This window comes from Sphingomonas sp. PAMC 26617 (assembly GCF_000242835.1).
GTDB lineage: Bacteria > Pseudomonadota > Alphaproteobacteria > Sphingomonadales > Sphingomonadaceae > Sphingomonas.
On sequence record NZ_JH594425.1, the window covers coordinates 3,925,545 to 3,946,229 of the forward strand.

Sequence of the window (20,685 nt, forward strand, 5' to 3'; positions counted from 1 at the left end):
TTCATACCTATAGCCGCGCTTTTCCCGTTGCTGCCGCGCAGCATCGCCGACGAGGAGAATGACCGTGACCGAGAAGAGTGGAGCCGACATCCTGATCGAGGCGCTGTGCGATCTCGGCGTGGAGGTCGTGTTCGGCTACCCCGGTGGTGCGGTGTTGCCGATCTACGACGCGCTGTTCCGCTCCGGCCGGATCAAGCACATCCTCGTCCGCCACGAACAGGCCGCAACGCATGCCGCCGAGGGCTATGCGCGCTCGACCGGCAAGCCCGGCGTGGTGCTCGTGACCTCGGGCCCCGGCGCGACCAATGCCGTGACCGGGATCACCGATGCGCTGATGGATTCGATCCCGATGGTGGTCATCACCGGGCAGGTGCCGACTGCGCTGATCGGGACCGACGCGTTCCAGGAAGCCGACACGGTGGGCATCACGCGCCACTGTTCGAAGCATAATTACCTGGTGAAGGACCCCGCCAAGCTTGGCGCGACGATCCACGAGGCGTTCTATATCGCAACCTCGGGTCGCCCCGGCCCGGTGGTGGTCGACATCCCCAAGGACGTGCAGGTCGCGACCGCGCGCTACACCAAGCCCGGCCCGATCCGGCACAAGACTTATCGCCCGCAGATCAAAGCCGACCAGCCGAGCATCGAGGCGGCGATGGACATGCTCGCCGCCGCCGAACGCCCGATCCTCTATACCGGCGGCGGGATCATCAACGCAGGGCCGGCAGCGAGCCAGTTGCTGTGCGAGCTCGCGCGGATCAGCGGCGCGCCGGTGACGTCGACGCTGATGGGCCTGGGGGCCTATCCGGCGACCGGCTCGCAGTGGCTCGGGATGCTCGGGATGCACGGCACCTATGAAGCCAACATGGCGATGAACAAGGCGGACCTCGTCGTCTGCCTCGGCGCGCGGTTCGACGACCGCGTCACCGGGCGGCTCGATGCGTTCAGCCCCAACTCGCGGAAAATCCACGTCGATATCGACCGGTCGTCGATCAACAAGAACGTGCGCGTGGACCTGCCGATCGTCGCTGACGTCGGCCATGCGCTCGAGGACATGGTCCGCGTGTTCAAGGCACGCCGCCACCCCAAGCCCGATCTGCGCGAATGGTGGACGATGATCGAGGAATGGCGCGACAAGCAGAGCCTCGCCTTCACCGACCTGCCGAGCGACATCATGCCGCAGCGTGCGATCCGCGCGTTGTGGGAGGCGACGCACAAGCGCAATCCGATCATCACGACCGAAGTCGGCCAGCACCAGATGTGGGCGGCACAGCATTTCGGGTTCGAAGCGCCGAACAAGTGGCTGACCTCGGGCGGTCTCGGCACGATGGGCTATGGCCTGCCCGCCGCGATCGGCGCGCAGATCGGCAACCCCAAGGCGCTGGTGATCGACATCGCGGGCGAAGCCTCGATCCAGATGAACATCCAGGAGCTGGGGACCGCCTCGCAATATCGCCTGCCGGTCAAGATCTTCATCCTCAACAACGAATATATGGGGATGGTCCGCCAGTGGCAGGAGCTGACCTATTCGAGCCGTTATTCGGAAAGCTACAGCGACGCGCTGCCGGACTTCGTGAAGCTCGGCGAAGCCTATGGCTGGAAGGGCATTCGCATCCAGACGATGGGCGAGCTCGACGACGGGATCGCGGCGATGCTCGATCATGACGGGCCGGTGATCGTCGATTGCCGGGTGACGAAACTGGCGAACTGCTTCCCGATGATTCCGAGCGGGGCCGCGCATACCGAGATGCTGCTGCAGGCGAGCGAAGTCTCGGGCGAGATGGACGACGAAGCGAAGGCGCTGGTGTGATGGAGGCAGCGTTTTGCAGGAGCGCGATGGCCGGACGGTGCTCGCCTCCTCCACGTCACCCCGGGCTCGTCCCGGGGTCCACCGTGGTCCGTCTCCGCCAGCCGTTGGTCGAACGGCGCGGTGGACCCCGGGACACGCCCGGGGTGACGAAGTTTTTGGCCGAACCCGTTCGCCCGACCGGCGCCACAGGATAAGACATGCACATCACCCAGGAAAAAGCCTCCCGCCATACGCTGGCGGTGATGGTCGACAACGAACCCGGCATCCTCGCGCGGATCGCGGGGCTGTTCACCGCGCGCGGCTATAATATCGAGAGCCTGACCGTGTCCGACGTCACCGCGGACAAGGCGGTCAGCCGGATTACGATCGTCACGTCCGCAAGCGATGCGACGATGGAGCAGATCCTCGCGCAGCTCGACCGGCTGATCCCGGTGCATTCGGTCACGGATCTCACTGCGCTCGGGCCGCATGTCGAGCGCGAGCTGGCGCTGCTCAAGGTGTCGGGGGTCGGCGATCACCGGATCGAGGCGCTGCGCCTGGCGGATGTCTACCGCGCGCGCGTGGTCGATGCGACGACGACCAGCTTCGTGTTCGAAGTGACCGGCGGGCGCGAGAAGATCGACACCTTCGTCACGCTGATGCGCGAGGTCGGGCTGTGCGAGGTCGCCCGTACCGGGATCGTCGCAATGGCTCGCGGCGCGAAGGCGGTTTAAACAGAGTTCCGTCCCCCCGGCCCCGTGCCGGGGTCCACCTATCCAACACTCCACCGTGCGTGAGGCGCGGTGGACCCCGGCACGAGGCCGGGGTGACGACCCTTAGGAGCTAAGATACCATGCGCGTTTATTATGATGCCGATGCCGATCTGAACCTGATCGCGGGCAAGAAGATCGCGATCGTCGGCTATGGCAGTCAGGGCCACGCGCATGCGCAGAACCTGCGCGACTCCGGCGTCAAGGACATCGCGATCGCGCTTCGCTCCGGCTCCGCGACGGCGAAGAAGGCGACCGACGCGGGCTTCAAGGTGATGACCAATGCCGAGGCCGCCGCCTGGGCCGACATCACGATGATCCTCGCCCCCGACGAGCATCAGGCCGCGATCTATGCGGACGATCTCCACGCGAACCTCAAGCAGGGCGCGACGATTGCGTTCGCCCACGGCCTCAACGTGCATTTCGGCCTGATCGAGCCGCGTGAAGACCTCGACGTCATCATGATCGCGCCCAAGGGCCCCGGCCACACCGTGCGCAGCGAATACGTCAAGGGCGGCGGCGTCCCCTGCCTGATCGCGATCCACCAGGACAAGAGCGGCAACGCGCATGACATCGGGCTTGCCTATGCGTCGGGCGTCGGTGGTGGCCGTTCGGGCATCATCGAGACCAACTTCAAGGAAGAGTGCGAGACCGACCTTTTCGGCGAGCAGGCGGTGCTGTGCGGCGGGATCACGCATCTGATCCAGGCCGGGTTCGAGACGTTGGTCGAGGCGGGCTATGCTCCGGAAATGGCGTATTTCGAGTGCCTCCACGAGACCAAGCTGATCGTCGACCTGCTGTATGAGGGCGGCATCGCCAACATGCGCTATTCGATCAGCAACACCGCCGAATATGGCGACATCACCACGGGGCCGCGGATCATCACGCCGGAGACCAAGGCGGAGATGAAGCGCGTGCTGGCGGACATCCAGGGCGGGCGGTTCGTGAAGAACTTCGTGCTCGACAACCGCGCGGGGCAGCCCGAGCTGAAGGCGGCGCGCAAGGCGGCGGCGGCGCATCCGATCGAGAAGGTCGGCGCGGAGCTGCGCGCGATGATGCCGTGGATCGGGGCGAACAAGCTGGTGGACAAGGACAAGAACTGAGGGTTTTTGGCGGGGGGGTGGTTCTCTGCGAGGCACTGCCCCACCCCAACCCCTCCCCTGAAGGGGAGGGGCTAAGAAGAAGAAGAGCGCGGAAAAAAGCCCCTCCCCTTCAGGGGAGGGGTTGGGGTGGGGCAGTCCAGCAGCGCAACGCCCCCGTATCTAGCCCCCCCGTACCGCCCCCATCCCGCGCAAGAAACCGTCCGTTGCCAAAACGTTGCTTGTTCCACCGCCACCCGGTGCCCCAAGGCGATCCTCCAACAGGAGTATCCCCATGCAGCGCACCCCCCTCTTCCTCGCCGCGATCGCAGCCATCGCGGCCGCCCCGCTCGTCGCGCAGATGCCGACCACCCCGCCCGGCACGCGCACCCTCTCCAAGGTCGCCGCCGGGACGTACAAGGTCGATTCCGCGCACACGCAGGTCGTGTTCACGCTCAACCACCTGGGTTTCAGCGAATATAGCGGCCAGTTCACGCAGCCAACCGGCACGTTGACGCTCGATCCGCGCGATGCCACGAAGGACAAGGTCGATATCGTCTTCCCGATCGACAAGGTCTCGACCACTGTCGCCGCGCTCGACGCGCATCTCAAGACCGCGGACTTCTTCGATGCCGCCAAGTTCCCCGAGGGCCGCTTCGTCTCGACCAAGGTCACCGTCACCGGCATGACCGCGACGATCGCGGGCAATCTGACGCTGCGCGGCGTGACCAAGCCGGTCGTGCTCAACGCCAAGTTCATCGGCGCGGGCCCGTCGCTGTTCGGCGCGCACAAGACCGTCGTCGGCTTCTCGGCGACGACCTCGATCAAGCGCAGCGATTTCGGCGTGAACGGCTACCTGCCGCTCGTCTCGGACAAGGTCGACCTGGTCATCAACGCCGGGTTCGACGCGTCCTGATCCCGTACGCGACGTCCGGCGGAGACCCCGCCGGACGTCGCGGCGTTCAGGCGTCTACCAAGGCGCGGAAATAGTCCGCGGTTTCGGGCGACACGCCGCGCAGCAGCACATGCAGCCGCCGGTCGAACGCATCGGTCGTCTCGCGCCGGTCGCGGTGGACCAGCATCCAGTCGCCGAACTCGCGCTCCTCGACCGCACGGTCAACCAGGATCTTGATGTCGCGGTGGCGCGGATCCGCGCTGATGTCGGCGAACAGCTCCGCGACGCTCTCCTCTGGCCCTTCGATCGTCTGGAGGTACGAGGCGTCCTCGGTATAGAGCAGCCCGGTGATGCCATCCAGACCATTGCGGGCCGCGGCAACGCGCAGGATCGCCGCACAATCGTCCGATGCCCGCCCACTCGCTGTGGTCGTGACGCTGGTATAGATGATCTGACGCATTCGCTGCGGCCTATCACAAGATGTCGAAAACGACATTGATGCAAATCATCCTTCGATCGGGCTGGACAGTGCTGCGGTGCGCGCGCTACCAAAGTGGTATGGCGACCGTGCTCCCTCTCCCGCTGCTTCGACTTACGCGCCCTTAGGCGCGAACCGACCCCGTGCGCCGTTGCGCACGACGCGCCTGAGGGCCTGATCCAATCCCGTCCATCTTATTGACGAGACCCATCATGCTGCGCGACCCTTCGACCAAATACCGTCCCTTCCCGCAGATTACGCTGCCCGACCGGCAATGGCCGTCGCGGATCATCGACACCGCGCCGCGCTGGCTGTCGACCGACCTGCGCGACGGCAACCAGGCGTTGATCGATCCGATGGACGCCGAGAAGAAGACGCGGATGTTCGACCTGATCGTCAAGGTCGGGATCAAGGAGATCGAGGTCGGGTTTCCCGCGGCGGGCGCGACCGAGTTCGACTTCATCTCGGGGCTGGTCCAGTCGGGCCGGATCCCCGACGACACGCTGATTCAGGTGCTGACGCAGTCGCGGCGCGACCTGATCGAGCGCAGTTTCGAGTCGCTCCGCGGGGCGCCGCGCGCGATCGTCCATCTGTACAATGCGGTGAGCCCGGCGTGGCGCAAGATCGTGTTCGGGATGACGCGCGACGAGGTCAAGCGGATCGCGATCGACGGTGCGATGATCCTGCGCGATCAGGCCGCCGCGCAGCCCGACACCGACTGGTTTTTCGAATATAGCCCCGAAACCTTCTCGACCGCAGAGCTCGATTTCTCGCTCGAGGTCTGCGAGGCGGTGATGGACGTGTTGCGGCCGACGCCCGACCACAAACTGATCCTCAACCTGCCCGCGACGGTCGAGTGCGCGACGCCCAACGTCTATGCCGACCAGATCGAATGGTTCGGCCGCAACATCCGGAACCGCGAATGCGTCGCGCTGAGCCTGCACCCGCACAACGACCGCGGCACCGGCGTCGCCGCCGCCGAGCTCGGGCTGATGGCGGGCGCGGACCGGGTCGAGGGGTGCCTGCTGGGGAATGGCGAGCGGACCGGCAATTGCGACCTCGTGACGGTTGCGCTCAACATGTACACGCAAGGCGTCGATCCCAGGCTCGACTTCTCGGACATCGACGGAATCGTCAGCACGGTCAATTATTGCACGCAATTGCCCGTACATCCGCGCACGCCCTATGCGGGCGAGCTGGTGTTCACCGCCTTCTCCGGCAGCCATCAGGACGCGATCAAGAAGGGCTTCGCCGCGCAGGACGCCAAGAACGATCCCTTGTGGGAAGTCCCCTATCTGCCGATCGACCCGGCCGACCTCGGGCGCAGCTACGAGGCGGTGATCCGCGTCAATTCGCAAAGCGGCAAGGGCGGCGTCGCCTGGGTGATCGAGCAGGACAAGGGGTTGAAGCTGCCCAAACGGTTGCAGGCGGACTTCAGCCGCCACGTCCAGCGGCTTGCGGACGAAACCAGCCGCGAATTGAACGCCGCCGATATCTGGGGGCAGTTCGAGGCGACCTATCTGGCGCGCGAGGCGGATCGCTTCCGGCTGGTCGATTATCAGGAAAGCGGGAGCGTCGGGGACCGGTTGTTCGTCGGGCATGTCGCGGTGGACGGGACCGAGCAGTCGATCTCGGGGCGGGGCAACGGGTTGATCTCGGGCGTGATCGCCGCGCTGGAAGGCTCGACCGGGCCGACGCTCGACGTGGTGGACTATAACGAGCATGCGATCGGCCACGGCGCGGATGCGCAGGCCGCCGCCTATGTCGAATGCCGCACGCCGGACGGGCGGACAGTGTTCGGCGTCGGGATCGATGCCGACGTCGCGACGGCGAGCGTTCGCGCGGTGCTGAGCGCGGCGAACCGGGTTTAGCTAGCACTTCTTCCCCGGCGAAGGCCGGGGCCCAGGAGCGATGACGGAAGTAACTGGCGACCGCTTGCTATGACAATCTGTCTCTCTACTGGGCCCCGGCCTTCGCCGGGGAAGTAGAAGCGGGAGCGGTGGCGGTGGTTGCGGCCGCTATCGCTCGCGTTCGATCTCGCACCCCACGGCGGCGTCGGGATAGACGTCGGGCTTGCTCGTCCGCACCGTCACCAGCTCGACGCGGGGGTCGGTGAAGCACAGCGCGGCGATCGCCTCGCACAGCGTCTCCTGCAGGTCGAAGTGCCGATCCGCGACCAGCGCGCGGATCCCGCTGCGGACGAAGTCGTAGTCGAGCACCTGCTCGATCCGGTCGTCGGCGGGTGGCGTGGGGTAAGCGACCTGCATCCGCACCGACACGATCACGCGCTGCGGTGCGGCGCGTTCGCCGGGGTGGATGCCCAACCCCATCGTCAGTTCGAGCCGTTCGAGGATCGTCGTGAACCGGACCGTCGCCATCATACCCGACCTTCGAACATCACGTCGCGCGGTAACTGCACGAAATGCTGCCCGCAATCGACGAAAAGATTCTGGCCGACGATTCCGCGCGCATCGAGCAGGAACGCGACCGCACGCGCGACATCCTCCGGATCGACCGGGCGGCGCAGCACGTTCCGGGACGCGACTGCAGCAAATTCGGCATCGGTCTGGTCCGCGCTCGGCAGCGTCAGACCGGGCGATACCGCGTTGACGCGGATGCGCGGCCCCAGCGCCTGCGCGAGCATCGTCGTCGCGCCAGTGAGCGCGACCTTGGCGCAGCTATAGGCGAAGAAATCGGGGTTCAGATTGGCGACCTTCTGGTCGAGCACGTCGACCACCGCGCCCCCCGCAACATCGTCCTGGCGTGCGAGCGCGCAGGCGAGCAGCACCGGCGCATCGAGATTGACGCGCGCATGGCGCTGGAGCGATGCCGCGGAGACGTCCGGCGGCGTGTCGTAGTCGAACAGAGACGCACTGTTGACGACCGCCATCAACGGCGCGCCGAACGCGGCGCGCGCCGCCGCGACCAGCGCCTCCGGCATCGCCGGATCGGCCAGGTCCCCGGTCAGCACGACCGACCCCGGCAATGCCCCGGCAAGCGCCTCGGCGTCCCCGGCCGAATGGTGGTGATGGATCGCCACCCGCCACCCTTCCCCCGCCAGGTGCCGCGCGATCGTCGCCCCGAGGCGCCGTGCCGCGCCGGTCACCAAGACCGTTCGTGCCGCCTGCATCAGCAGCCCATCAGCGCGAGAATTTCCTTCCGGCTGCGTTCGTCATCGCGGAACACGCCCATCATCCGGCTCGTCACCATCGTGACACCCGGCGTCCGTACGCCGCGCGCGGTCATGCACGCATGGCTCGCCTCGATCACCACCGCGACGCCAAGCGGCTTGAGATTTTCCCAGATGCAGTTGGCGACTTCGGCAGTCAGCCGCTCCTGCACCTGCAGGCGGCGCGCATAGGCGTGGAGCACGCGTGCCAATTTGGAGATTCCGACGACCCAGTCCGACGGCAGATAGGCGATATGCGCCTTGCCGATGATCGGCGCCATGTGATGTTCGCAATGCGACTGGAACGGAATGTCCTTGAGCAGCACGATCTCGTCATAGCCGCCCACTTCCTCGAACACGCGCGCGAGGTGGACCGCCGGATCATCCTGATATCCGATGCAATATTCCTTCCACGCGCGCGCGACTCGCTGCGGCGTCTCGATCAGTCCCTCGCGGCTGGGGTCGTCCCCGGCCCAGCGGATCAGCGTCCGGACCGCTTCGGCCACGTCGTCGGGCACCGGGATCTTGGCCGGCGCGGCCACCACGTCGCCGTCATCCGGGCCGCTGCTGTGATCGTTCATCGTTGGTCTTTCAAAACGTGCGCGCGCCTGACGCTACGGCAACCGCAGCTTCGCGCATCCCGATACCAAGAACCTGAATTGGTCCTGATTTGCAACTGTCTCCTTTCGGCAACGATGACCCTCTCCGGTTCTTTACGTACGATTATGGCGTTGACGAGAGAATCAACGACACGCTATTTCACAAACCCTAAATTCGAAAACGCAGATCCGGCGGCAAGACCGGCACCTGTGGCAGCGAGAGGATGACAGATGAGGAAGTCGGACCTGCTTGGCGCGTCGGCAATCGCATTGCTGTACGCGGTGCCTGCCTTTGCGCAGGATACCCCCCCCACCACGCAAGCACAGGGTGCGCCCGCCGCAACCTCCGCTGCGCCGAAGATCGATCGCAGCGCGACCGACACCGACGACATCATCGTTACCGCGACCAAGCGCGAGCAGACGTTGCAGGACGTGCCCGTTTCGGTCGCCGTCACCAGCGACGACACGATCAAGAAGGCGAAGATCCACGACCTGATCGATCTGCAGGCAAGCGTTCCCTCGCTCAAGGTCACGCAGTTCCAGAGTGCCGGGCAGACCAACTTCACGATCCGCGGCTTTGGCAACGGCAACGGCAACATCGGGATCGAAAGCTCGGTCGGCGTCTTCATCGACGGCGTGTATCGCTCGCGTTCCGCCTCGTCGATTTCGGATCTTCCTGAACTCGAGCGGATCGAGGTCCTGCGCGGTCCGCAATCGACGCTGTTCGGCAAGAACGTCGCGGCGGGCGCAATCTCGATCGTCACCAAGCGTCCGCAATTTACCTGGGGCGGCAATGCCGAGGCGACCGTCGGCAACCTCGGCAATATCGAGGCGCGCGCGTCGCTCACCGGGCCGATCACCGATACGCTCGCGTTCCGCCTTTATGGCAGCGTCAACCAGCGCGATGGCTATTACACCAACCGTCTGACCGGGTCGAAGGTCAACGGGCGTGACCGCCAGTCGCTTCGTGCCGATGTGCTGTTCGAACCGTCGTCCACCTTCTCGGTCCGGATCATCGGCGACCTCAACAACATCAACGAAGTCTGCTGCGGCGCGGTCACGATCAACAACGGGCCGCTGACCCAGTTGATCGGCCTGCCGCGCGCGATCGGTGGGGTTGGCGGGCTCGTCGGCAATGCCGCAACGCCATTCAACCGCGAGGTGGTGTACAACACCGCACCCAACAACCGTCTCAACGGCAAGGGTATCTCCGGCCAGATCGACTGGACGCTCGGCTTCGCCAAGCTGACCTCGATCACCGCCTATCGTCGGCAGACCAACCGCACCGATCTCGACGTGGATTTCACCGGCGGCGATATCTCGAACCAGACGACCGACGACACGATCAAGACCTTCACGCAGGAAATCCGGCTCGCGTCGGATTATGCGGGGCCGTTCAACTGGCTGCTCGGCGGTTTCTATTCGGACGAGCGGATCAAGACCGGGCGCAACATCCTGTACGGCGCGGACGGTCGGCGCTTCGCCGATGCCGCCGCGCTCGCCGCGACCGGCGCCGCCCTCACCGGCACCTCGCCGATCACCACGCTCGAGGCGCTGCAGCGCGGCGCCGGCAATACCAGCGTCGTTCCGGGCCAGACCTATTTCGCGCAGGGCACCGGGATCCTGGACAATTACCGCCTCACCGACATCAGCTACTCGATCTTCGGACAGGCGGATTACAAGCTGTTCGAGAAACTGACGCTGACGGTCGGCGGTGCTTATCTCAACGATCGCAAGTCGGCCTTCTCGAACGTCGTGCTGACAGATCGCTTCTCGCAGCTCAATCTGCAGAACGTGCCCGAGCTCGGGTTCCTGCCGCTGCGGCTGCTCAACCCCGCCGCCCCGGCCGCGGCGCGGATCCCCACCAACTTGTTCGCCGGGCTCAACGCGCTCCAGTTCTTCTACCCGGACACCGCCAATCACGGCCCGGTCAACTTCCCCAACGCCAATGAAGACGGTGTGCTGAAGGGCGACAAGTTCACCTATCTGGCCCGCGCCAAGTTCGATTTCACCCGCAACATCAACGTCTACGCCAGCTATTCGACTGGCTGGAAAGCGGGCGCGTACAACCTGTCGTCGGACAGCCGCCCCGCCAACAACGGCGTCGGCCGCACCGCCGCGCCGGAAAATGTCACGGTCTATGAAGTTGGTGCCAAGGCGCGCTTCAATGGCGGCTATTTGAACGTCGCGGTGTTCGACGAGAAGATCAAAGGCTTCCAGTCGAACGGCTTCACCGGCACCGGCTTCGCGCTGGTCAACGCGGGCAGCCAGTCGGTCCGCGGCGTAGAGGTCGAGGCGTCGTACAAGCCGTTCCGCGCGCTGCTGCTGAATGCCTCGGGCACCTATCTCGATGCGAAATACGACAGCTTCACGCGCGCGCCGTGCTTCTCGTTCGACACCCGTTGCCAGGTTCCGGCAGGGTCGCCAGCCGGCACGCTCGCGCCGCAATTCCGCGACCTGACCGGCGCGCGACCGGGCGGCGTCCCGGAATTCTCGGGCAACGTCAACGCGACCTATACGCAGCAGATCACCGACCGGATCAGCGGGTTCATCCGTGGCGAATTCGTCTATCAGAGCAATACCGCGCTGACGGACACCGTTCCCGCGTCGCTGGCCAGTTCAAAGGTCAAGACCGTCAACGCGAGCATCGGGCTCGACTTGCCGGACGCGTTCCAGATCCAGGGCTGGGTCCGCAACCTGGGCAACGACAATTACTACATCGGCGCGTTCAACACGGTGATCCAGTCGGGCAGCTACAGCGCCTATATCAACGAACCGCGCACGTACGGCGTCACGCTCCGCAAGAGCTTCTGACCGGATCGTTACCCGCCCGAAATCGGCGAACGGCCTGCTTTTCCGGGTGGAAAGGCGGGCCGACTTGCGGTCGGGGTGCAACGATCGCGCGGCTCGTGCTTTGTTGGGTCAGGCTTGACGGAGACAGTCGATGAAGGACCCGAAGAAGGGTGACGTGGTGACCTGGAAATCGCACGGCGGCACCGCGCATGGTGTCGTCGAAAAGAAACAGACCAGCCCGACCGAGATCAAGGGCCACAAGGTCAACGCCTCCCCCGAGGAACCGCAGTTCATCGTAAAGAGTGACAACGGCGGCAAGGCAGCGCACAAGAGCGCAGCGCTCGACAAGGCGTGAAACCGATGTCGGTTCTAACGACACACCAGGAAGGACCAAAAAAATGGCCAAGACCCCAACCGCAAAGAGCGACGCCCCCAAGACCGGCGGCATTTTCGCGCCTATCCAGCCCTCGCCCGAGCTCGGCGCCATCGTCGGCAACGACCGGCTGCCGCGCAGCGAAGTGATCAGCAAGGTCTGGGAATATATCAAGAAGCACGACCTGCAGAACCCCGAGAACAAGCGCGAGATCGTCGCCGACGAAGCGCTGAAGAAGGTGTTCGGCAAGGACCGCGTGACGATGTTCGAGATGAACAAGCATCTCGCCGGCCACATGAAGGCCTAACAGCCAGCATCGTGATCGCGGCGGCCGCGGCACCCCACGGTGTCGCGGCCGTTTTCGTTTCAAGGCGGGATCGCGTCGTTCCCCCATCCCCAATTCGGCGTTAGGGATCGCCATGCGCAGCGACCATGCCAAAACGGCTCGGTATCATTTGCGGCGGCAAAGCCCGACCCCGGGCTGGCTGTCGCTGTCATGGCGCGCGCTGCTCGCGCTCGCGCTGATCGGCGTTGCGCTCGCGGGACACTGGTTCGACCGGGACGGGCTCCGCCAGAATTCGGGAGCGCCGGTGACGTTCGCCGATATCCTGTATTTCACGACGATTACGGTGACGACGGTCGGCTATGGCGACATCGTTCCCGTGACCCAGCAGGCACGGATGTTCGACACGTTCGTGGTGACGCCGATCCGGCTGTTCGTGTGGTTGATTTTTCTCGGCACGGCCTATGATTTTCTGTTGAAACGGGTTTGGGAGAAATGGCGGATGTCGGTGCTTCAACGTCGCCTTGACGGGCATGTGATCGTCACCGGCTATGGCACCAGCGGTGCCGAAGCGGTGCGCGAACTGATCGCGCGCGGGGCGGACCCCGCCGCGATCGTCGTGATCGACGAGACCGCGGCGGCGCTAGCGCGCGCCGAAGCGTGCGGGGCGACGGTGATGGATGGCAACGCGACCCGCAACGCAGCGCTCGAGGCGGCGCGGATCCAGACCGCGCGCGCGGTGATCGTTTCGGCGGGTCGCGACGATACGTCGATCCTGATCGTGCTGACCGCGCGCCGGCTTGCGCCAAATGTTCCGATCAGCGTGGTGATCCGCTCGCAGGACAACGAAGCGATCGCGCGGCAGGCGGGGGCGAACACGGTGATCAATCCGGCGAGCTTCGCGGGACTGCTGCTGGCCGGCTCGATCCACGGCGCGCATACGGCAGAATATATGGCCGACCTTGCCGCCTCCGGGGGCCGCGTCGCGCTGCGCGAACGCACGGTGACGCACGAGGAGATCGGCAAGCCGCTATCCGCGATCACCACCGGGCTGGGGCATCGCGTCTATCGTGGCACACACACCTTCGGCTTCTGGGAACCCGAGACGAACCGGCTCGAGCCGGGCGACCTCATCGTCGAGGTCGTCCAGCGACCGTAACGCGCGCGTCCGGTCTCGTCGCGCGCACCCGCCAGGTCGTCGCCGCCCGCCCTGTCATTGCGGACCAGGCGTCCTATCTGGGGGAAGGACGCAGGCACGGAGCCACGCGTCGCGGGAGATTTTCGATGAAAGTGCGTACGCTCGGGCAAGGCCTGGAGGTCTCCACGATCGGCTTCGGCTGCATGGGGCTCAATCACGGCTATGCCACCACGATGACCCGCGACGAGGGGATCACGCTGATCCGCGCAGCGGTCGAGCGCGGCGTGACGTTCTTCGATACAGCGGAAGTCTATGGCCCTTATACCAACGAGGAAATGGTCGGCGCAGCGCTGGCGCCGGTGCGCGACCGGGTCGTCATCGCGACCAAGTTCGGGTTCGATATCGGCAAGGGCATGGGCGCGCTCGACAGCCGGCCCGAGCAGATCCGGCGCGTCGCGGATGCCTCGCTCCAGCGGCTGGGGGTCGAGCAGATCGACCTGTTCTACCAGCACCGGGTCGACCCCGCCGTTCCGATCGAGGATGTCGCAGGTACGGTCAAAGAGCTGATCGCCGAGGGCAAGGTCAAGCATTTCGGCCTGTCCGAGCCCGGCGTCGACACCGCCCGCCGCGCGCATGCGGTGCAACCGGTGACCGCGCTGCAGAACGAATATTCGCTGTGGACGCGCGATGTCGAGAGCAACGGCATCCTCGCGCTGTGCGACGAACTCGGGATCGGCTTCGTACCGTACAGCCCGCTCGGGCGGGGTTTCCTGACCGGGGCGATCACGAGCGCGACCAAGCTCGAGGACGGGGACTTCCGCGCCAACCTGCCGCGCTTCACGCCCGATGCGCTGGCGAAGAACACCGCGCTGGTAGACCTGCTGAAACGGATCGCGGCGGAGAAGGACGGAACCCCGGCGCAAATCGCGATCGCGTGGCTGCTCGCGCAGCGGCCGTGGATCGTCCCGATCCCGGGGACGACCAAGCTGCACCGGCTCGAGGAGAATCTCGGCGGTGCCGATGTGGTGCTGAGCGCGGAGGACCTTGCCGCCATCGACGCTGCGGCCCGCGCGATCCCGATCGAGGGCGCACGCTACCCCGCGCCCTTGCTCGCCGTTACCGGACGCTGAGCCACGCCGGGGGCATCGACGGACCGTTGGTGCCCCCGAGGGGATTCGAACCACATCGCGCCGTCGATCGGTTGAAGCCGCCGGCGACGATATGGTCCTTTCCCTCCGTTCGTTCATCCACGTCCTGATGACCAATGCTTGCGGTCAAATGCGGGCCGTTCAGCGCATCCCGTCGATCCCAAACCGCGCCGCCACTTCCCCGCATGTCGCTCCCGACGCCACCCGAACGATACGACACGCTTCCGAAGATCCTGAAAAGAAGGACGCGACATCGCTGCCGGCCGGCAGTCCCCTTCATCACGACTTCCCTTTGTAGGCGGCGAATGGCCAATGATTGCGGTGCTGCTGCCATCAGCGCGCGACCGCAAGCCTGTTCCGTCCCGCGCATCGCGCGCTTGGCGCGGCTTGCAAATGCGCTCGCGCAACCTTGCTCGTTTCGAAATGGCCACGGTATAACCGCACGACGGCGGCGCGGGTCCTTATGCCGCGCGCAGCTCCCCAGCACCGGCAGAGGTGACGCCAGGTGCGGTCACCTGATCACGCCACGAATCGATGATTTCGGCGAGCGTCTGCAAGCCGGCCGGCGTATAATGGCTGACGTCGCTCATATGCGCAGGCGCGATCGCCACGCCACTGTCCAGCGTGGAAATGCAGGAATACTGAGCGAACATGCGGCGCCACAGCGCGTTGAACCGCACCGCGCGCTCGCGGCTGAATCCCCAGCCAGGTTGATATTGATCGTCGGACAAATCCTCCGACGGGAGAACGACGAGCAGTTGCTTGCCGTGCTCCAAAACATAGGTGCACAAGCGCAGCACGCAGACTTCGTAGACGCCATGGTCGAGGAACACGCTCATATCGTCCGCCGGAGCGGTGAAGCGATCATAGGTGCCGCCTTGCCCGAGCGACCCGCGCACATCCTGCCAGGCCTTGTTCACATAATCGGTGCCGGCACCATAGACGAGATAATCCGGTAGCGGCATCTGCGTGAACGAGTCGTCCCACACCGCGCGCATGCAGAAGAGTTCGGGAAAGCTGTCGAACGCGATCTGGTCGCGCCGCGCGCTGAAATGCGCGATGCCGCCGGATTGGCAGTTGAACATGATTCGAATGCTCGCCGTGTCGGGACTTGGCCCGGTTGACGACATGGTGGCGACGTGCGCGCGCACCGCCGGATCGGCATAGCGCTCCATCGCCACCCAATCGACCGGTCCGGCGCTGATCCGCGCGCCGGCCGCGCCCAGATCGACATCGGTCATCGGCGCATACATGTCGCGCGAACGCTTGCGCAGAAAATCCAGCGCCGCGCGTTCGAGCCCCATGTGCATCGCGCGGCACGAGAAGACCAGATGCACTGCCTGGAATCTGCCAAGCGCCTGCCGAAGCATGACAAACCCGACCAGGCCATAGTCGCCGTGCCGGTCCCACGCGAAGATCGCCAGGCTGGGGTGCGCCAGCACATCGATGATCTCGGCGCGCAACGCGTCGACGGTGCGGCGCGATTTCGTATAGTTGAGCTGGTTCGAGCGCTGCATCAACTCGGCGATGCGCTCGACATGGTCGAGATTTTCCATGCAGAACGACGCGGTCGCGCGGATATCGCACGAGCGCAGGAAGTCCTCGTGCGACAGGGTGGGCCGCTCGCGCTGGTCCTGCTTGCGCGCCTCGAGACTGCGATAGAGCGGGCGGCGGTCGGTCCCGTCGACCTGCGCGGCGAGCAGGTCTCGCAGGACATCGTCGGCATCGGGTCGCAAGCTGTCGAGCAGCTGGATGTCGGGAAGGTGATAGCGCACTGCTTCGAGATTTTGCGGATTGTCGTCGACGAACAGCACGTCGCAGGGCCGCAACTGCATGTCGGCGATGATGCCCGCCACACTGGCCGGCTTAGGATCGAAGGCGATACGGCAAAACACGAACGCGTCCCACCAGCCCAGCGCCTCCAGCCGCGCACGCGCCGCGACGGCGTCGTTCTTCGAGCAGATCGAGGAGACCACGCCGCGTGCATTGAACGCGCGGACCATCGCGATCCGCTGTTCGAAAGGCGCGATGTCGTCGCCATCGGCCAAGGTGCCGCGCCATAGCGTGTCGTCGAGGTCCCAGATAATCAGCTTGAGCATCGGTAGTCCACCTCCACAGACGCCTGACTTCATTATAGGCGGCCGGCTGGACGTGGGGTGGTAACTCGCAAAACTTGCACGACTGGAAATGGGCGGGAGCGGACGGGCAGCTTCCCGCCCGATAGCTGCCGGTCTGCTTTGTGACACGATTGTCCCCCGCGAAGCGCTTGAACGGCAATAGGTGGTAGGGGGCCGACCGACTGCTTCCATTACCGGAGCGCCGCCAGCCGCAAAGGAGCCATCCCTCTGTACGCGCAATTGCACCGCTTCCCGGCAATCAGCGCCCCCGTGGCGTATCCGGCGGCATCTTTGGCGCGTATCCAACGGCAGATGGGTCCCCCTGCCCTATAATAAAGTAACACGGCGCTATTGCGCGTCGACACAGGCGGGAAAATGCAGTGGCAAGTTTTGGTACATTCATCGAGCCCGACGTCACTCTACAGGGCTGTGCCGACCCGGCTGCTGCGCTCGATATCCGCGTCCTCTCTGGCTATCAGGCGCGGCACGAACTCACATCGCAGACGCATCAAAACCGTATCGTCGACAGCATCGTTTCACGGATCGGAAACCTTAGCCTCAATTATGAAGATCAGTGTTCGCCACAATATTATACCGATTTGATCACGACCTTACGCGATATGAACGGTCAGTTCGACCGTCTCGTCGAGGTCGGGGTCTTCATGGGCGGATCTTCTTGCTATTTCGCCGGCTGCAGCCAGTTTTTCGACTTTGATATCGATATGGTCGACGTCAACATCGCCTACTTGAAGTTCGCCTACGAGCGCGTGCGCCGCACCTATCCCGAGGCGGTCGGCCGGATACGCCTGTTCCATGGCGATCTGCCATCCTACACCCGGCATGTCCTGTCAGAAGACCAGAACCGCCGCTATATCGTCCATCACGACGGCGCGCATAATTTCGATCAGGTCGTCAAGGACATGTCAGCCCTTTACTATGTGCGCGAGCAGATCTTCGCCGTCATCGCGCAGGACACCCACCTCCGCGGCGCAATCAAACACATGAACTTCGTCGATCTGGCGCTGTACGCGGTGTTCGGGACCGACCTGAAATTCGCCCCGATCGGCGCGGTTTACGGCGACGAAACCGAGCGGACCCGCCCAAACCGCTACGAAGGCAATTATTTCATGGCCGGCTGCCACGAGGGTGTCGTCCTGCCGATGGCGGCGAACCGGTTCGTCTATCCGCACCCGGACCTTTGCATCGACGATTTCTTGCCGCGTGTCCCTGCGATGGCAGGCGTTGCCTGAACCCTGCCGGCGCAGGCGCGTTGCTCCAGCCTGCGCCATGCCAATCTGGGTGAGCGTCCGCGATCGGACGGCGTTCGCCTGGCCCGAACGGTGAAAAGTTGTCGTCATCGACGACCGTATGGAAAATCGAACGCGACAGCATCGAGGCCATGCTACCGCGCGATTACATTTTGATCCGTAACGTCAGAACCGCATCGCCTGGTTCAGATGCCCTTCGGCCTTATTCCCGAATGCGCTCGGTCGCCGCGGTGGCCGGCGCGCGAGCTCGCGATTACGGCCAGACGCAAACCGGAGCATTTCGCGAACCCAGGGTTCATCGACCGGCCGGAATGGCGGAAGTCTGTAGTTTGGGATGGTGCCCCCGAGTGGATTCGAACCACCGGCCTGCGGTTTAGGAAACCGTCGCTCTATCCACCTGAGCTACGGGGGCACGGAGCGGGGTCGTAAAGTGTCGGCCGGAGCCGGTCAATCGTGCGTCGGCGCAGCGCCGTCAGTTGACGGTCTCGGGTGGCGCGATCGGCAGCGGGAGCGGTGCGATCGGGACGCCCTCCTCGACCAGCGCCTTGGCTTCGGCGAGCGTGGTCTGGCCGTGGATCGGGGCCTGCGCGACGGTGCCGTCGTGCATCGCGCGCGCCGTGTCCGCGAACCCGCGCCCGACCCAGGTCGACTGCGCGAGCATCTCCGCCTGCGCCTTGGCGATGACTTGCAGGGCCGCCTTGATGTCCTTGGGTGAAGGCGCGTTCGCCGCCACCGTGACGGCGGCGGGGGCCGTAGATTGATTGGTCGCCCGGTTGCCCTTGGCGGGGATGTTCGGGGCCATCACCGCCTTGGTGACTGCGGCATCCCCGCAGATCGGGCACGCCAGCAGACCGCGGGCGCGCTGCTCATCATAAGCGGCGCTCGACCCGAACCACGCTTCGAACACGTGGCGCGCCGAACATTGCAGGTCGAAGACGATCAAACCCGGGCGACCTCCGGGATCATGCGCCGATGCGACAGCACCGGGATCCGCGCGCGAACATCCGCCAGCCGCGCGGGATCGATCTCGGCGAAACCGACCCCGGCCGCCGCGCCCATGTCGAGCACGATCTCCCCCCATGGGTCGACGACCAGCGAATGGCCGTAGGTCGCCCGCCCGTCCTCATGCTCGCCGGTCTGCGCCGCCGCGACGACATAGGCCGCCGCCTCGATCGCGCGCGCGCGCATCAGCACGTGCCAGTGCGCGGCTCCAGTCGGCCGGGTAAACGCGGCGGGGATCGCAAGAACGGTCGCGCCGGCATCGCTCAGCGCGCGATAGAGATCGGGAAAGCGCAGGTCGTAGCAAATCGACAAACCGAGCGACCCGGCCGGCGTGTCGACCACGACCGCGCCCGAGCCCGGCGCATAGGACGCGGATTCCCGCCAGCTTTCGCCGGTCGGCAAATCCACGTCGAACAAATGAAGCTTGTCGTAGCGCGCGCGGATCGCGCCCGTGTCGTCGATGACGAACGCACGATTGGCGAGCCGCCCGTCCTCCCCGTGGACCGCGAGCGACCCGAGATGGACCCAGATCCGATGCCGCGCCGCCGCCGCACGCACCGCGGCCAGCACGTCGTCTTCCGCCTCTGGCCGAAGCACCACGCTGGCGCGGACGCGATCGCGATCGATCAGCCCCGACATCTCCGGGGTGAACAGCATCGAGGCGCCGCCCGCCGCCGCCGTTGCCACGGCATCGACCAGCGTCGCTGCGTTGCGCGCCGGATCGACCCCGCTGGTCAGCTGGGCAAGCGCGATCTTCACACGCCGAGCAGCGCGTTCAGCTTGCCATCGCGCTCGAACGCGGCAAGATCGTCCGACCCGCCGACATGCTGACCGTCGATGAAGACCTGCGGAACGGTCGTCCGGCCATTGGCGCGCTCGAGCATTTCGGTGCGCTTCGGGCCCCCCATCGTGATGTCATACTCTTCCGGGGTGACACCCTTCGACGCGAGCAGCTTCAGCGCGCGCGAGCAATAGGGACAAAAGGCTTTGGTGTAGATTTCGATCTTGGACATGCATCAGAAATGTGGGGTGACCACCGCATTGTCAATCTTTTGGCGTCACCCGTTCGGATCGAGCACGCGTGCCCAGCACAGGATCGTCACGCTTTTTGCGCCTGCGTCGAGCAACGCGGCGGTACAGCCGTCGGTGGTCGCACCGCTCGTATGAATGTCATCGACCAGCACCACCGCCTTGCCCGCGACGGTCCCGTTCGGATCGACCGTCCGAAACACCCCGGCGACGGTCCGTGCGCGCGCCTTTGCGCCCATGCCCCGCAGGGGCGGCGTCGCCTTGATCCGCCGGAGCAGCAGCGGGTCGGCCGGCACCCCGCTCGATCGGCCCAGCGCCGCCGCGATCAGCGCCGCCTGGTTGAACCCGCGCGCCCACAGGCGCCAGCGATGCAGCGGGACCGGCACGAGCAGGTCTGCATCCCCTGGCAGCAACCGCCGCAATTGGCGCGCGATCGTCTCGGCAAACGCGATCCGACCGCCATATTTGAACCGCAGCGCGACCGTCCGCGCGACATCGCCATAGGCGACCGCGGCGAGGATGCCCGCATGCTGCGGCGGATCCGCGATGCAATCCGGGCAAAGTGCCGCTTCCCCCCGGTCGAACGCGAACGGCGTGTGACAGGCCGCGCACCACGGCGGCGCGAGGAAGCGCAAACTGCCCCAGCAGCCCGCGCAGAAACGATGGTCCTGCCCCGTCACCGCGCCACAGCCGGGGCAGCGCGGCGGCAACGCGAAATCGGCGACGAGGCGCAGCGGGGCGAGCCAGACGGACAC

At 65.4% G+C, this 20,685-nt stretch carries 20 protein-coding genes and 1 tRNA gene; 11 read left to right on the top strand and 10 right to left on the bottom strand.

What is annotated here, in order from left to right:
- Window positions 1–58: 58 nt before the first annotated feature.
- From RH91_RS17380 to RH91_RS17395, 4 genes are all read left to right on the top strand, one after another.
- Window positions 59–1,810, top strand: coding sequence for an acetolactate synthase 3 large subunit (locus RH91_RS17380; protein WP_010164325.1), 1,752 nt, complete (start codon window positions 59–61; stop codon window positions 1,808–1,810).
- A 197-nt stretch (window positions 1,811–2,007) separates the two neighbouring features.
- Window positions 2,008–2,523: an acetolactate synthase small subunit gene (ilvN, locus tag RH91_RS17385; protein WP_010217549.1), complete on the top strand. Its 516-nt coding sequence runs from the start codon at window positions 2,008–2,010 to the stop codon at window positions 2,521–2,523.
- 119 nt (window positions 2,524–2,642) lie between these two features.
- Window positions 2,643–3,662: a ketol-acid reductoisomerase gene (ilvC, locus tag RH91_RS17390; RefSeq protein WP_010164328.1), complete on the top strand. Its 1,020-nt coding sequence runs from the start codon at window positions 2,643–2,645 to the stop codon at window positions 3,660–3,662.
- A gap of 271 nt (window positions 3,663–3,933) precedes the next feature.
- Entirely contained in the window at window positions 3,934–4,554 is a 621-nt protein-coding gene (locus tag RH91_RS17395) for a YceI family protein (protein ID WP_010164330.1), read from the top strand.
- Between the two features lie 46 nt (window positions 4,555–4,600).
- Here the strand turns inward: RH91_RS17395 and RH91_RS17400 are convergent, their stop codons facing one another.
- Complete coding sequence (locus RH91_RS17400) at window positions 4,601–4,993, bottom strand: BLUF domain-containing protein (protein WP_010164332.1); 393 nt, start codon at window positions 4,991–4,993, stop codon at window positions 4,601–4,603.
- Window positions 4,994–5,223: 230 nt separating this feature from the next.
- Here RH91_RS17400 and leuA point away from each other — a divergent pair, with 230 nt between their 5' ends.
- Entirely contained in the window at window positions 5,224–6,882 is a 1,659-nt protein-coding gene (gene leuA, locus RH91_RS17405) for a 2-isopropylmalate synthase (protein ID WP_010164334.1), read from the top strand.
- Window positions 6,883–7,029: 147 nt separating this feature from the next.
- Here leuA and RH91_RS17410 read toward each other — a convergent pair whose 3' ends face one another.
- The 3 genes from RH91_RS17410 to folE are packed head-to-tail and all read right to left on the bottom strand — an operon-like array spanning window position 7,030 to window position 8,761.
- Window positions 7,030–7,389: a dihydroneopterin aldolase gene (locus RH91_RS17410; RefSeq protein WP_010164336.1), complete on the bottom strand. Its 360-nt coding sequence runs from the start codon at window positions 7,387–7,389 to the stop codon at window positions 7,030–7,032.
- A complete protein-coding gene (locus RH91_RS17415) occupies window positions 7,389–8,141 on the bottom strand; it encodes an SDR family oxidoreductase (protein WP_010164338.1) in 753 nt (250 codons plus the stop codon). The genes RH91_RS17410 and RH91_RS17415 overlap by 1 nt, the downstream gene beginning before the upstream one ends.
- On the bottom strand, window positions 8,141–8,761 hold the full coding sequence (gene folE, locus RH91_RS17420; protein ID WP_010164340.1) for a GTP cyclohydrolase I FolE: 621 nt from the start codon (window positions 8,759–8,761) through the stop codon (window positions 8,141–8,143). The genes RH91_RS17415 and folE overlap by 1 nt, the downstream gene beginning before the upstream one ends.
- Window positions 8,762–9,010: 249 nt before the next feature.
- Between folE and RH91_RS17425 the strand changes: the two genes are divergently transcribed.
- The 5 genes from RH91_RS17425 (at window position 9,011) to RH91_RS17445 (ending at window position 14,496) form a co-directional block, all read left to right on the top strand.
- Entirely contained in the window at window positions 9,011–11,593 is a 2,583-nt protein-coding gene (locus RH91_RS17425) for a TonB-dependent receptor (protein ID WP_010164342.1), read from the top strand.
- A gap of 130 nt (window positions 11,594–11,723) precedes the next feature.
- On the top strand, window positions 11,724–11,927 hold the full coding sequence (locus RH91_RS17430) for a DUF2945 domain-containing protein (protein ID WP_010164344.1): 204 nt from the start codon (window positions 11,724–11,726) through the stop codon (window positions 11,925–11,927).
- Window positions 11,928–11,970: 43 nt separating this feature from the next.
- Complete coding sequence (locus RH91_RS17435; protein WP_010164346.1) at window positions 11,971–12,252, top strand: SWIB/MDM2 domain-containing protein; 282 nt, start codon at window positions 11,971–11,973, stop codon at window positions 12,250–12,252.
- 112 nt (window positions 12,253–12,364) lie between these two features.
- Complete coding sequence (locus RH91_RS17440) at window positions 12,365–13,387, top strand: potassium channel family protein (RefSeq protein ID WP_010164348.1); 1,023 nt, start codon at window positions 12,365–12,367, stop codon at window positions 13,385–13,387.
- A 125-nt stretch (window positions 13,388–13,512) separates the two neighbouring features.
- The gene (locus tag RH91_RS17445; protein ID WP_029624038.1) at window positions 13,513–14,496 is read left to right on the top strand and encodes an aldo/keto reductase; all 984 of its coding nucleotides are present in this window, start codon (window positions 13,513–13,515) and stop codon (window positions 14,494–14,496) included.
- 479 nt (window positions 14,497–14,975) lie between these two features.
- Here RH91_RS17445 and RH91_RS17455 read toward each other — a convergent pair whose 3' ends face one another.
- The gene (locus RH91_RS17455) at window positions 14,976–16,613 is read right to left on the bottom strand and encodes a methoxymalonyl-ACP biosynthesis protein FkbH (protein WP_010164354.1); all 1,638 of its coding nucleotides are present in this window, start codon (window positions 16,611–16,613) and stop codon (window positions 14,976–14,978) included.
- Window positions 16,614–17,011: 398 nt separating this feature from the next.
- On the opposite strand from RH91_RS17455, the gene RH91_RS17460 reads away from it, so the two are divergent.
- A complete protein-coding gene (locus RH91_RS17460; protein ID WP_010164356.1) occupies window positions 17,012–17,881 on the top strand; it encodes a hypothetical protein in 870 nt (289 codons plus the stop codon).
- A gap of 353 nt (window positions 17,882–18,234) precedes the next feature.
- Here RH91_RS17460 and RH91_RS17465 read toward each other — a convergent pair.
- The 5 genes from RH91_RS17465 to RH91_RS17485 form a co-directional block, all read right to left on the bottom strand.
- Window positions 18,235–18,311, bottom strand: a tRNA-Arg gene (locus RH91_RS17465).
- Window positions 18,312–18,371: 60 nt separating this feature from the next.
- Window positions 18,372–18,842, bottom strand: coding sequence for a DUF1178 family protein (locus RH91_RS17470; RefSeq protein WP_010164358.1), 471 nt, complete (start codon window positions 18,840–18,842; stop codon window positions 18,372–18,374).
- On the bottom strand, window positions 18,839–19,660 hold the full coding sequence (locus RH91_RS17475) for a carbon-nitrogen hydrolase family protein (RefSeq protein WP_010164360.1): 822 nt from the start codon (window positions 19,658–19,660) through the stop codon (window positions 18,839–18,841). Before RH91_RS17475 ends, RH91_RS17470 begins: the two co-directional genes overlap by 4 nt.
- Complete coding sequence (gene grxC / locus RH91_RS17480) at window positions 19,657–19,914, bottom strand: glutaredoxin 3 (RefSeq protein ID WP_010164361.1); 258 nt, start codon at window positions 19,912–19,914, stop codon at window positions 19,657–19,659. Before grxC ends, RH91_RS17475 begins: the two co-directional genes overlap by 4 nt.
- A 45-nt stretch (window positions 19,915–19,959) precedes the next feature.
- On the bottom strand, window positions 19,960–20,685 hold the full coding sequence (locus RH91_RS17485; RefSeq protein WP_010164362.1) for a ComF family protein: 726 nt from the start codon (window positions 20,683–20,685) through the stop codon (window positions 19,960–19,962).

Bases quoted from the DNA above. Each gene is read 5' to 3' on its own strand.
- RH91_RS17380 (WP_010164325.1), top strand. From the start codon at position 59: ATGACCGTGACCGAGAAGAGTGGAGCCGACATCCTGATCGAGGCGCTG.
- ilvN (WP_010217549.1), top strand. From the start codon at position 2,008: ATGCACATCACCCAGGAAAAAGCCTCCCGCCATACGCTGGCGGTGATG.
- ilvC (WP_010164328.1), top strand. From the start codon at position 2,643: ATGCGCGTTTATTATGATGCCGATGCCGATCTGAACCTGATCGCGGGC.
- RH91_RS17395 (WP_010164330.1), top strand. From the start codon at position 3,934: ATGCAGCGCACCCCCCTCTTCCTCGCCGCGATCGCAGCCATCGCGGCC.
- RH91_RS17400 (WP_010164332.1), bottom strand. From the start codon at position 4,993: ATGCGTCAGATCATCTATACCAGCGTCACGACCACAGCGAGTGGGCGG.
- leuA (WP_010164334.1), top strand. From the start codon at position 5,224: ATGCTGCGCGACCCTTCGACCAAATACCGTCCCTTCCCGCAGATTACG.
- RH91_RS17410 (WP_010164336.1), bottom strand. From the start codon at position 7,389: ATGGCGACGGTCCGGTTCACGACGATCCTCGAACGGCTCGAACTGACG.
- RH91_RS17415 (WP_010164338.1), bottom strand. From the start codon at position 8,141: ATGCAGGCGGCACGAACGGTCTTGGTGACCGGCGCGGCACGGCGCCTC.
- folE (WP_010164340.1), bottom strand. From the start codon at position 8,761: ATGAACGATCACAGCAGCGGCCCGGATGACGGCGACGTGGTGGCCGCG.
- RH91_RS17425 (WP_010164342.1), top strand. From the start codon at position 9,011: ATGAGGAAGTCGGACCTGCTTGGCGCGTCGGCAATCGCATTGCTGTAC.
- RH91_RS17430 (WP_010164344.1), top strand. From the start codon at position 11,724: ATGAAGGACCCGAAGAAGGGTGACGTGGTGACCTGGAAATCGCACGGC.
- RH91_RS17435 (WP_010164346.1), top strand. From the start codon at position 11,971: ATGGCCAAGACCCCAACCGCAAAGAGCGACGCCCCCAAGACCGGCGGC.
- RH91_RS17440 (WP_010164348.1), top strand. From the start codon at position 12,365: ATGCGCAGCGACCATGCCAAAACGGCTCGGTATCATTTGCGGCGGCAA.
- RH91_RS17445 (WP_029624038.1), top strand. From the start codon at position 13,513: ATGAAAGTGCGTACGCTCGGGCAAGGCCTGGAGGTCTCCACGATCGGC.
- RH91_RS17455 (WP_010164354.1), bottom strand. From the start codon at position 16,613: ATGCTCAAGCTGATTATCTGGGACCTCGACGACACGCTATGGCGCGGC.
- grxC (WP_010164361.1), bottom strand. From the start codon at position 19,914: ATGTCCAAGATCGAAATCTACACCAAAGCCTTTTGTCCCTATTGCTCG.